This window comes from Bradyrhizobium sp. LTSP885 (genome assembly GCF_000938305.1).
GTDB lineage: Bacteria > Pseudomonadota > Alphaproteobacteria > Rhizobiales > Xanthobacteraceae > Bradyrhizobium.
This window is the reverse complement of the sequence record NZ_JYMT01000031.1, coordinates 230728-242456: the sequence shown is the minus strand read 5'-3', so window position 1 is coordinate 242456 and position 11729 is coordinate 230728. Positions and strand designations below refer to the sequence as shown.

At 62.0% G+C, this 11729-nt stretch carries 8 protein-coding genes; 4 read left to right on the top strand and 4 right to left on the bottom strand.

The window, feature by feature from the left end; genetic code table 11:
• Positions 1-3: 3 nt before the first annotated feature.
• Both UP09_RS19725 and UP09_RS19720 read right to left on the bottom strand, forming a co-directional pair.
• Positions 4-2325, bottom strand: a complete 2322-nt coding sequence (locus UP09_RS19725) for a sensor histidine kinase (RefSeq protein WP_044539970.1) — start codon at positions 2323-2325, stop codon at positions 4-6.
• Between the two features lie 192 nt (positions 2326-2517).
• A complete protein-coding gene (locus tag UP09_RS19720) occupies positions 2518-3906 on the bottom strand; it encodes a cation-efflux pump (protein ID WP_044539915.1) in 1389 nt (462 codons plus the stop codon).
• Positions 3907-4961: 1055 nt separating this feature from the next.
• On the opposite strand from UP09_RS19720, the gene UP09_RS19715 reads away from it, so the two are divergent.
• Positions 4962-6206, top strand: a complete 1245-nt coding sequence (locus UP09_RS19715) for a hypothetical protein (protein ID WP_044539914.1) — start codon at positions 4962-4964, stop codon at positions 6204-6206.
• Between the two features lie 304 nt (positions 6207-6510).
• On the opposite strand, the gene UP09_RS19710 is transcribed toward UP09_RS19715, so the two are convergent.
• The gene (locus tag UP09_RS19710; protein WP_245302068.1) at positions 6511-7059 is read right to left on the bottom strand and encodes a hypothetical protein; all 549 of its coding nucleotides are present in this window, start codon (positions 7057-7059) and stop codon (positions 6511-6513) included.
• A 127-nt stretch (positions 7060-7186) separates the two neighbouring features.
• Between UP09_RS19710 and UP09_RS19705 the strand changes: the two genes are divergently transcribed.
• From UP09_RS19705 to UP09_RS19695, 3 genes are all read left to right on the top strand, one after another.
• The gene (locus UP09_RS19705; RefSeq protein ID WP_044539912.1) at positions 7187-8788 is read left to right on the top strand and encodes an alpha-amylase family glycosyl hydrolase; all 1602 of its coding nucleotides are present in this window, start codon (positions 7187-7189) and stop codon (positions 8786-8788) included.
• Positions 8789-8812: 24 nt separating this feature from the next.
• Positions 8813-9820, top strand: a complete 1008-nt coding sequence (locus UP09_RS19700) for a glycosyltransferase family 4 protein (protein ID WP_044539911.1) — start codon at positions 8813-8815, stop codon at positions 9818-9820.
• Positions 9821-9947: 127 nt separating this feature from the next.
• Positions 9948-11105 (top strand): diphosphate--fructose-6-phosphate 1-phosphotransferase, encoded by a 1158-nt coding sequence (locus UP09_RS19695; RefSeq protein WP_044539910.1) that lies wholly within the window; start codon positions 9948-9950, stop codon positions 11103-11105.
• Positions 11106-11214: 109 nt separating this feature from the next.
• On the opposite strand, the gene UP09_RS19690 is transcribed toward UP09_RS19695, so the two are convergent.
• Positions 11215-11703, bottom strand: a complete 489-nt coding sequence (locus UP09_RS19690; protein ID WP_044539909.1) for a hypothetical protein — start codon at positions 11701-11703, stop codon at positions 11215-11217.
• Positions 11704-11729: the final 26 nt, after the last annotated feature.

Below are 11729 nucleotides of genomic sequence, written 5' to 3'. Positions count from 1 at the left end.
CTGCTACGCCGCCGCCGCCAGCTTCGCTTGCTGCGCGCGCGGATCGCGCGGCAGCGTGACGCGGACGACGGTGCCGACGCCGAGCTTCGAGCGAAGCCGCATCGTGCCACCGTGCAGGCCGGTGAGCGACCGCGCGATCGCGAGCCCAAGGCCGGAACCCTGGTAGCTCTTGGTGAGCTGGCTCTCGACTTGTTCGAACGGCTTTCCGAGCCGCCGCAGCGAGTCCGGCGCGATGCCGATGCCGCTGTCGGCGATCAACAGCACGATCGAGTCGTCCAGCATCTGGCCACGCACCAGCACGCGGCCGTTGTCGGGCGTGAATTTCACCGCGTTGGAGAGCAGGTTGACGATGATCTGCTTGACGGCGCGGCGATCGGCGACCGCCGAAATCGTGCTCTGGATATCGGATTCCAGCGTGAGGTGCTTGTCCTCGGCGCGGCCGGAGACCACCCGCAGCGACTCCGCGAGGATGCCGGAGAGGTCGAGCGGCTCCATGTCGAACTTCATGCGGCCGGCCTCGATCTTCGACATGTCGAGGATGTCGTTGATGACTTCGAGCAGGTATTTCCCCGATGTCAGGATGTCGTGGCAATATTCCTGGTACTTGTCGGAGCCGAGCGTGCCGAACAGGCCTGAGCCCATGATCTCGGAGAAGCCGATGATGGCGTTGAGCGGTGTGCGCAGCTCGTGGCTCATATTGGCCAGGAATTTCGACTTCGCCGCATTGGCGTCCTCGGCGCGGGTCTTTTCTTCCGAGTATTTTTCGGCGAGGTCGGCGAGCTCGACGGCCTGCCGCTCCAGTTCGCCCTGCGAGCGCTTGAGATCGATCACCGAGGCGCGCAGCCGCAGATCGTTGTCGACCAGCTTCTGCTCGTGCGCCTTGATGCGGGTGATGTCGGTACCGACAGAGACGTAGCCGCCGTCCTTGGTGCGGCGCTCGCTGATGTGCAGCCAGCTGCCGTCGTCGAGCTGCGCCTCGAAGGTCCGCGCGCCCGGCGCCGGTGCGCCGTTTTCGTGCAGGCGGGTGCGGACCTCCGGCATGCTGCCGACTTCGATCACGGTCTCATAGGAGGTGCCGGGGGAGACGGCGGTATCAGGCAGCTTGTGCAGCCGCTGGAAATGCGAGTTGCAGAGCACCAGGCGGTCCTCGGCATCCCACAGCACGAAGGCCTCCGGAATGGTCTCGATCGCATCGCGCAGGCGAAGATCGGCTTCGACCGACTTCTCGGCGAGGCTCTTCTGCTCGGTGATGTCGACGGCGATGCCGATCAGATGCAGGCCGCCGTCGGCTGCCGCCTGGCTGAGCTCGCAGCGGACGCGCAGCCAGATCCAGTGACCGCCGACATGCTGCATGCGGAAGCTCTGGTCGATATGCTTGAGCTTGCCGGCGATCAGCTGGTCCGCGATGTCGAACAGGTTGATGTCGTCGGATTTCACCAGCGCGTTGACCTCGCCGAAGGTGAGCAGGTCGTTGCGCGAGTCGAGCCCGAGCAGGGTGAACATCGACTGCGACCAGAATATCCTGCCGCGCGACAGGTCCCAGTCCCAGAGGCCGCAGCGGCCGCGGTTGAGCGCAGTGTCGATGCGGCCGCGCACGGCGTCGTTGATCAAATCGCCCTCGCGGGCGCGGGTCGACTGCCAGTGGAACGCGAAGCCCAGGATCAGCACCACGAAGCTCGTGGTCGCCGACAGCGTCACCGCGAGCGCCGCGTCCGATCCCCAGATCGGCTCGTTCATCTCCTGGATGACGACGATCTGGCCCGGCAGCGACTTGACGAGTTGCGAGATCGCCAGCGCGCCGGTGCCGTTGGGCAGCGTCATGTCGCTGACCACACCCTGCTGGCCGGGCGCGGCCAGGAGTTGCGCGGTGGAGATGGCATCGAGGATGCGGTCGCTCTCGCCGACGCCGTCGATCGGCATCCGCGCCAGCACGCGGTGATCGGCGCCGGTGACGATGACGTGGCGGCCGAGCGCGATGCCCCAGGATGGAATCAGGTCAGGCAGCAGTTCCTGCAGGTGCTCGATGTTGCTGACCCGATCTCGTCGCACCGAGGTCAGGCGGTCGAGACGCTCGGCAAGGATGTCGGAGAGCGCGGCAAGGTCGCGCTTCGTCGCGCCGCGTTTTTGCCGGCTCTGGTCGATCACCTGGACGAAGGCGCCGAGGCAGATGGTGATCAGGAAGGCGATGATGAGAGTGGGCACAGCGCGGCGCAATGCGGGCTCGGCCGTCAGGAGCCTGTGATAGGCCGGTTTTGCGATCGATTGTGCCAATCCCTTGATCGAATCGGATTGGACACACGCGTTCGCCGCATGCGCGCGCGCCATGCCGTAGACCCCCATTCCAAGCTGCTTTTCACGCGGTTCGGACGCTCCCCACGATGCATCCGAATCATGATGATTTGAATCCAGATTTTCGGGGCTGTCGAGAGTCAACGATTCGTTAATGCGAAATAAATCTTGTCCAATAGAGAATCGGTCTGCGCAAAGTGAGTCCGAAACAGGAACGGCTCCGTAGAACTACGCGCGCGTCGGCTCGGCGTGACTGATCACGCGCTTGATGGTCGGGAACGCGCGACGCAGCGCGCGTTCGATCTCGTCGACAGCTTCGTGCACCTTGATCACGCTCATCGAGGGCGCGGCCCGGCAGTGGAAGTTGACGATCTCGCCGGCATCGGTGTTGCGGACCCGCACATTGTGGATGTCATGGATCGCACCCTCGGCGGCGAAGCGCGTCAACGCCGCCTTGATGCTTTCGACGCGGTCCGGCGCGGCGTCGGTTCCGGACGGCAGTTCCGGCTCGAGCGGCTCGATATGGGTGTCGACCTCGACGTCCTCGCCAAAATCCTCGCGGATCGCGCGCTCGAGGTCGTGGGCGATATCGTGCGCCGCATCCAGCGCCATCTCGCCGTCGACCTCGAGATCGATCGCGACCGTCAGCTTGCCGCCGAGATCGTGCACGGTGACGTGGTGGATGGCGAGGCCGGAATTGCGGGCGATCACCATGATGCGCTCGCGCACGCTTTCATTGTCGCGCGCGACCGGGACCGCCGTGAAGGTCAAATCGGCGTCGCCGAACGTTTTGGTCACAGCCTCCTGCGCCCTGCGCTTGATCTCCTCGACGCGGTCGATCGGATAGGTGCGCGGCACGCCAACGATCGCATCGATGAAATGTGTCGGCCCGACGGTGCGGACGCGCAGGCGCTCGACATCGACCACGCCAGCCACCGCCTTGATCGCGGCGGTGGCTTTCTCCTGCGCGCCTTCGGGCGCGCGGTCGAGCAGGGTCTCGACCGTTTCCCGCGCCATCCGCAAGCCAAGGAGGGAGATCATAACTGCGACCGCGATCGCCGCCGCGGCATCGCCCCACCAGTAGCCGAGCCCCGCCAGGATCAGGCCGACGATGACGGCCGACGAGCCCATGACGTCGGAGGCGAAATGCAGCGCATCGGCCGCCAGCGCCTGGCTCTTGGTGTCGCGCGCAGCCCGGTGCAGCGCACGGGCGCGCCACAGGTTGACGCCGATGTCGATCACGAGCACGACGAACGGGATCGCCGAGACCGCCGGCGGCGCCATTCCTTCGCGGAGGTGGCTATAGGCCTGGACCAGGATGCCGCCGGCCAGCACGTAGAGCAGGGCGATGATGCCGAGCGCGGAGACGCTCTCGAACTTGCCGTGGCCGTAGTGATGTTCGGCGTCGGCCGGCTGGTCTGACACCCGCACCACCGCCCAGGTGATGATGGTGGCGACCAGGTCGATCGTCGAGTGCAGCGCTTCGGAGATCAACGCCAGCGATCCGATCGCGATGCCGACCGCGAACTTCGCCGCGGCCATGCCTGCGCTGGCGAGGATCGAGATCGCGGCGACCGATGACTTGGTGTTGGAAGGATTGGTGTTGGGAGATGTCATGGGCGGCGGTTTAGCAGGGACTCGATGAACATCAAGTGTCGTTCGTAATGCGCGATCGCCACTCACTTGCAACAGCAGCTGTGTTGCGAATTATTCCGAATTCAGAAACGGCTTCGCGCGGGCTCATCAGCCCCATTCGAGATGCGCATCGCCGTCGTCCCTGCGAAAGCAGGGATCCATAACCACAGGGTTGTGTTGTTGAAGTAAGCTGCGGCCCCAGCATTGCGCAACGATAACCATCGGTGGTTATGGGTCCCGGGTCGCGCTGCGCTTGCCCGGGACGACACTGAATTGGTACCTGAGTCATACATCCACGTTCTCGCGGCGTGATTTCGCCCGAGCTTTGCTAAATCTCTCGCCCTCGAAGCAGAGGGCGCAGGGAATGCCGGGTGCACGCTGCACCCGCGGTCTCGTGTGCACAGTGAGAGAAAGAAACGCACACGAGCATACAGGTTCAGCGGAGGCACTCCGGCATTCCCTGCGCGATGGTTTTACGGTTTATACGTGCTCTCCCCGGCGAAACCGGGCTTGTTTGTCACCGTCGCCTGCAAGAAGTGTTGGCTTCTTGCAAGCTTTCAGCCTGCCACTGGGGCTCGGGACCACACGACTTCACCGTCCGCATCATGCGCTCTCGTCAGTTGCGCATTCCGCGGCCACCGCATCTCACCGCAACACCCGTGACGATCGCGAACGCCCCTCAATCGGATGAGATGAGGGATTCATACACTGATTTGTTATTAAGATAAACCGAAATATTTTCCGTGCGACGGCTTGACGGGTTTTTGCTGAGTTGCCCGTCGTGTCGAATGCGCAACACTGATGGCCACAACGACCCTCACTGTAGGATGGGTAGAGCAGAGCGAAACCCATCATCTCACCGCGCGGACCCAGTCGATTGACATCGCTGCGCTCAACCCATCCTACGCCGACTGGGCGAATTTTTCTTCTATCCGAGGCGTGGGCAATGAGCCATCGTCAGATGGCTTCATAGACATCAATCAGCCTTAAATTGAAGAGCATTTGTTGCGATCCGCACGATTGCTCGGGGGCGTCAAATGGCTTTAAAGCACGCTTTCATAGCGTTGGCGCTACTTCCTGCTGCAGCCTACGCCGATTGTGAAAGTGCGGCAGGCAAGGCGCGGGAGAGCATCCTCGCTTCCGGCCCTTTTCACTACAGCAGCCGACAATGGAACAAGAATTTCGATCGGCTGGAAGTCGGTATGATAGAGCCCAACAAGGCTGAGCATATTGTCGAGACAACTCAAAACGGCCAGCGAGGTCATGAGACGATCTACATCGACAAGCAGAGCTGGGACAATGACGGCTTTGGCTGGCTTCCACCGCTGGCGACGATGTGGTCGCATCAGTTCAGGGTGCCGGACAGCCCCTATCAAGCCGTGAAGACGAAATGCCTTGGAGACGTGGAGATCGAGGCGAAGCGTCTTATCGGATATGAAGTGGAAGCGAAGAACTCAGTGCAGATGTTTACTGAGAAGATCTTTGTGGACCCGGATACCGGGTTGAGCGTCCGATATGAAAGGACGGGAGACAGGCCCGAAGCGATCAATGTCATCAACACCTATCGCTATGATGCCTCAATTAGGATCGAGCCGCCGGAGATCGACCTTGCGAGCAGGAAGGCCAAATCTCTCGAAGCATTTCAGCGTGCCGTCGATTCCGCCGATGCCAAATGCAGGCAAGAGGTGATTGACAAGATAGATCACAGTCAAACGTCTCTTCCATTCCGGTACGAAATTGCCGGATCATTCTGGAGCGGCATATCGGGGATCCACGGCACTTTCGTTCCACCCGGTTCAGTCCACAACACACTCGATGGCGCTCCCTACCATGGGGGTGGAAGTGAGACGCTCATCATCGGCAATCGGGTATGGAGGAGGGGCGCCAGGCGGGAGTGGGTTCAGGCAAATGACCCGTCCCCATTGGCAGGCGCGGCGTCCGCAAGCTGGTCGGGTGGTCTCTTCTTCCCTGGCTATCTCAACAAAGTTCCAAACCACGTCGGAGGCGCCGCATGCCTCGGCGAGATTGAGAAAGATCAAAGCCGGTATCGCCTCTATGAATATGAGGTCTATGTGGACACCGACACGGCGCGGATACTTGCATCGGAGCGGCGTATGTTCGTTGATGCGGCGACGGACCTTCCTGCATTTTTCGAAGATCTTGGCTACAGGGGACAGGTCGTGCGACGGGAGACCAGAACATACGATAAGGACATCACGATAACACCTCCCAGCCTTGCTCCGCCGCCCGGGCAAGATACGCCTGTTCCCGGACGCTTTTAGATTAGCTATTACGGCGACAGTGCTGGACTGCACCCCATGAGCGCGACACGGTAATTTCTGTGACAAGGTTATCCTGGAGGATGACCTATGGCAGATAGCTTGTAGCCCGCATGAGCCAACGGGTCGCGCGAACGCGCGCCCGATGACAGGCTCAGCGACATGCGGGGTCTCGGCGTCCCGGATATCGCTCCGCTCATCCGGGCTACGCTTGCTGCGCTCCACCCATCCTGCGCGCGAGGTCACGGCTGGAGCCGGCGCCGCGAAGAAGAGGCGCTCGAAGTGTGGCCTGCTTGCGGTCGGCGTGTCAGCAGATTTTCTGGAAGCGCGCCCGCCAGCGCGGCACCTTGGCCGGCGGCAGCACGTAGCTTTTGCCATCGGCCGAGATCGTCAGCGGCTGCCCGGAGCCCAGAAGATCGAAGACGCGATTTTCCAGCGCGCGCCATTTGTCTTCGTCAAGCTCGGGATAGCCGAGGTCCGGCTGATTGAACATCGTGGTGTTCGCCGGGAAGGACTCTGGCCCGACGTAGGTGAAGCCGGCGAAATCCAACTGCGTCTTGCCGTTGGCGATTGTGATCGAGGCCTCGGTGTGTTCCTGTTTCCGCGCATCCCCCGGATAGACCGCATCGATCTCGAAATGCGTGCCGCAGCCGATGCGAAATACTGTCTTGCCCCTGGTGTCGTAAAAGCCGAGCCATGGCCGATCCTGGCGGTCGATCTCGAATTTCCAGGCGCCCTTCCAGGTATCTTTTGATGGTCCGCTATCTTTCGATGGACCGTCGGCCGCTGATGCCACAGACAGCCCGAGCCACGATAGAGCGACAATGATTCCAAGCAACCTTGCATGCGGCGTCATGGCAAGTCCCCAAAGCGATCCGCGATCATCCCGACAACCGATCCGAAGTACGAGATCCGGAGAATAACCGTCGACTTCAGATCACAACAGGTAGAGAGTTAAGTTTCACCCTCGAACCGGCTTCAGCATGACCGCGCTCTGGTGGCAGGCGGGGGTGATCTATCAGATCTACCCACGCTCCTTTCAGGACACCAACGACGACGGCATCGGCGACCTCGCGGGGATCGGGCGGCGGCTCGACTATCTTGTCGGCCTTGGGGTCGACGCGATCTGGATCTCTCCCGTCTATCCGTCGCCGATGGTCGATTTCGGCTATGACGTTGCCGACTATTGCGACGTCGATCCACGCTTCGGCACACTGGCAGACTTCGACGATCTGCTGATGCAAGCCCATCGGCGGGGGCTCAAGGTCTTGCTCGACTTCGTGCCCAACCACACATCCGACCAGCACAGATGGTTTGTCGAGAGCCGCGCTTCGCGAGAAAATGAGAGAAGAAACTGGTACATCTGGCGCGATCCTGCCGCCGACGGCGGACCACCCAACAACTGGATCAGCGATTTCGGCGGCTCGGCCTGGCAATGGGACGAGGCGACCGGACAATATTACTACCACGCCTTTCTGAAGGAGCAGCCGGACCTCAACTGGCGTGATCCGGCCGTGCAAGCGGCGATGTACGATGTGATGCGTTTCTGGTTCGACCGCGGCGTCGATGGCTTCCGTATCGATGTGCTGTGGCACATGATCAAGGCGGCAGACTTTCCGGACAATCCACCCAACCCGGCCTATCGGTCCGAGATGGGCGAAATGCACCGCCTGCTTCAGCTACATTCGACAGACCAGCCCGAGGTGCACCGGATCGCCGCCGAGATGCGTGACATCGCCGACAGCTATGGCGCCGGGGGGCAGAGCGAGCGCGTCCTGATTGGTGAGATCTACCTGCCGGTCGACCGGCTCATGCAATATTATGGTGAGACGCGCCCGGAAGTGCATCTGCCGTTCAATTTCCAGCTCATCGATGCGCCGTGGGACGCGCGGTCGCTTGCGGCCTTGATCGTCAACTATGAGGCGGCGCTACCGCCCGGTGGCTGGCCAAACTGGGTGCTGGGCAACCATGACCGGCCGCGCGTGGCCGCCAGGCGCGGCCAGGCTCAGGCCCGCGTCGCCGCAATGCTTTTGCTGACGCTCCGCGGCACGCCCACGCTCTACTATGGCGACGAACTCGGTTTGAGTGATGTCGGGATCGAACCATCCGAGGTCCGGGACCCGCGCGAGTTGCGCGAGCCCGGTTTGTCGTTGGGCCGCGACCCCGTGCGCACGCCGATGCCATGGGATGAGAGTGAACATGCCGGTTTCACCACGGCCAAGCCGTGGCTGCCGCTCAATGCCGACTGGCCTGCGCGTAACGTGGCGCGCATGACGGAAGATCCTCAATCGATCCTGACACTTTATCGTCGGCTGATTGCGCTCAGGCGGAATTGCCTGGCGTTGTCGACCGGTGATTTCGTCCTGTTGAGTGGGGCAGGCGAGATACTTGCTTACGAGCGCCGGCACGATTCGGAGCGGCTGCTCGTGGCGCTCAACCTCGGGGGAGGGCCGCACCGGCTGCAGTTGCCGGATTGGGCACATGGGAGCAGGGTGCTGTTGTCAACGCTCGACGATGCGACGCTGGTTGAAGGCGGGGCCATCCTGCTACGGTCGAATGAAGCTGTCGTGCTCAGCGCCGGATAACACCGAGCAGGGAAGGAGGGTTGCTTGCGTATCGCCATGCTGGCGCCGATCTCATGGCGTACACCGCCGCGCCATTACGGTCCCTGGGAACAGGTGACGAGTCTCTTGACCGAGGCGCTGGTGGCGCGCGGTGTCGATGTCACCCTGTTCGCTACCAAGGATAGCCAAACCGCGGCCAGACTCGATGGCGTTTGCCCGGCGCCCTATTCCGAGGACCCCACGATCGACGCCAAAGTGTGGGAGATGCTCCACGTCGCCCATGTCTTTGAACAGGCTGGTCGGTTCGATCTGATTCACAACCAGGCCGACTTCGTCCCGCTCGCCTTCTCGCGACTGGTCGGGATCCCCATGGTGACCACGATCCACGGTTTCTCGTCGGAGCGCATTCTACCTGCCTACAAGCAATACGAAGACCGCGTCCATTATGTCGCCATCAGCCAGGCCGACCGCCATCCGGATCTGCGCTATGCCGCAACGATCCACCATGGCATCCCGCTCGGGGATTTTCCGTTCGACCCGCTTGGCAGCGACGATCTGCTTTTCTTCGGCCGCATTCATCCGGACAAGGGGGCTGCCGAAGCGATCACGGCAGCCCATCGATCCGGACGGAAATTGATCATGGCCGGCATCGTCCAGGACCAGACTTATCACAACGACAAGGTCGCGCCCGCGCTCGACGGCCGGTCCGTCGTCTACCTCGGCGCGGTCGGCGGCGCGGCGCGGGCCAGGACTCTCGGCTCCGCGCGCGCGCTGCTCCACCTGATCAATTTCGATGAGCCGTTTGGCCTCTCGGTGGTGGAAGCGCTCGCCTGCGGAACGCCGGTGATTGCCTGCAACCGCGGATCGATGCCCGAGCTGATCGAAGATGGCGTCACCGGCTTCCTCGTCGACAGCCTCGATGCGGCGGTCGATGCGATCAATCGTATCGGCGAAATCGATCGCGCCGCGTGCCGTGCGGCGGTATCGGCACGCTTCACGGTCGATCTCATGGCCGATCGATATTTGGCCCTGTACCGATCGATCCTTGGCTAAGATCCTTGGCTAATAATCGGTGGTTGCAGAAAATCTACGGCCAACGTTGCGGGATTGGCCAATCTTCGCTTCAATCGTCTCTCACAGTCCACGGGCGGCATAGCAAGAAACAAGTTATGGAGGATCCATGCCATCGATCGTCATCGCCCAGGGCGGCGGCCCCACCGCTGTGATCAACCAGACCCTGTGTGGCGCCATCCTTGCCGCGCGCAGGCATGATCCATCGTTGCGCATTCTGGGCGCGCGCTATGGCGTGCGAGGTCTCACGGCGGGAAACGTCGTCGATCTCACCGCCATCCCCGAGGCCGAACTCCGCCGCCTCGGCAACACGCCCAATTCGGCGCTCGGCTCGACCCGCGACAAACCCAATTCTGGCGCGTGCGCAGATATCCTGACGGCTCTGGAGCGGCTGGACGCCCGCGCCTTCGTCTATATTGGCGGCAATGATACCGCCGGAACGCTTGAATTGCTGCGGCAACAGTCAAGTGGTCCCTGCCATTTCGTGCATGCCCCCAAGACCATCGATAACGACCTGATGGAGAACGATCACGTCCCCGGCTTCATCTCGGCCGCCGCCTTCGTCGCCAATGCCCTGGTCAGCGTCGATCTCGATTTTCGCGCCATGCCGGGCATCTATGTGGCCATCGTCATGGGCCGCCATGCCGGCTTCCTCACCGCCGCCGCCGCGGGCTGGCAGCAATCGCCGGATGACGCCCCGCATCTGATCTACACTCCGGAAAGACCGTTTTCGGTTGTCCAGTTCCTCAGCGAGGTCGATGCGGTTTATGCGCGCCTGGGCCGCTGTATCGTCTCGATGTCCGAGGGCGTGCAGGACGAGATGGGAAGGCCTCTCGCCGAGGCGCTGGCGGGCGAGGCGGTCGAGCGCGACGCCCATGGCAATCTGCAACTAACCGGCGGCGATCTCGGCATCGAGATCCAGAAAGCGCTGAAATCGCGTTTTCCCAAGGCGAGGGCGCGCGTCGACACGCTGGGCTATCTGCCACGCGGATATATCGGCGTGATCGACGAAATCGACCGCAAGGAGGCTTTTGCCGCTGGCGCCTTTGCCGCGCAAAGCGCGTTGGCCGGCAGTGGCTCGGTGGTGCTGCATTATGACGGCAACCGCATCGAACCTCTGCTCGTGCCGCTCGAGCATGTGGCCGGCAAAACGCGCCATATGCCGGACGACTTCTTTGCCGGCAGCAACACCGTTTCGGATGAAGGACGGCGCTATTTTCGGCGGCTTCTCCCCAAACGGCCCGATATCTTCGTGCCGTTCGTGTGAAGTTGCCGGATTGAGCATTCTCAACGGGCACTGTCATCGGAATTCGAAACCGCGCTGCGTTGTCCGGGCGTGCTGCCAGACGCTCGGACCATGCCCTGGCTATCCTTCGCTAGTGGGCGTGCTCTCCCTCTATGATCTCTCCCTCCTTGTGATCGTCGTCGGGACCATTCAAATCGCCGGCATTGTTGTCGCCGCCGTTCGGCCCGTCGCCATTCTGATGGCCGGTATCTCCGAGGTCGGTCGGAGTGTCGTCGTCCTGTTTGGCCTCCATCTCGGCTTTTATCTCTTCGCCGAGCTTCAAAGCGTCATTTATGATCAGTGGGGGGAGCGGAGGCTCGATATGCACACCGTGCGCCGGATCCAGACCGTGTTCCGCCTGAAACTCTGCCAACGTCTTCCTGGCGTCCGCCAGGACCTCGGATGCGACGACGTTCATCGCCGATTTTTCTTCCGAAGTGAGTTGCCGCTGATTCCGAAGCTCCATGAAGGCGTCAAAGATGGTCCTCTGGTCCTCGATGGAAAGATACTCGAGGGCTATCTTGGCGATGTCCGGGGGCGACGAATTCACAAAATCGAGCATTTCCTGTATTTTTCCCATTGCTGGCTCCTGCCATAGCTGTCGGG

Bases quoted from the DNA above. Each gene is read 5' to 3' on its own strand.
- UP09_RS19725 (WP_044539970.1), bottom strand. From the start codon at position 2,325: ATGGCGCGCGCGCATGCGGCGAACGCGTGTGTCCAATCCGATTCGATC.
- UP09_RS19720 (WP_044539915.1), bottom strand. From the start codon at position 3,906: ATGACATCTCCCAACACCAATCCTTCCAACACCAAGTCATCGGTCGCC.
- UP09_RS19715 (WP_044539914.1), top strand. From the start codon at position 4,962: ATGGCTTTAAAGCACGCTTTCATAGCGTTGGCGCTACTTCCTGCTGCA.
- UP09_RS19710 (WP_245302068.1), bottom strand. From the start codon at position 7,059: ATGACGCCGCATGCAAGGTTGCTTGGAATCATTGTCGCTCTATCGTGG.
- UP09_RS19705 (WP_044539912.1), top strand. From the start codon at position 7,187: ATGACCGCGCTCTGGTGGCAGGCGGGGGTGATCTATCAGATCTACCCA.
- UP09_RS19695 (WP_044539910.1), top strand. From the start codon at position 9,948: ATGCCATCGATCGTCATCGCCCAGGGCGGCGGCCCCACCGCTGTGATC.
- UP09_RS19690 (WP_044539909.1), bottom strand. From the start codon at position 11,703: ATGGGAAAAATACAGGAAATGCTCGATTTTGTGAATTCGTCGCCCCCG.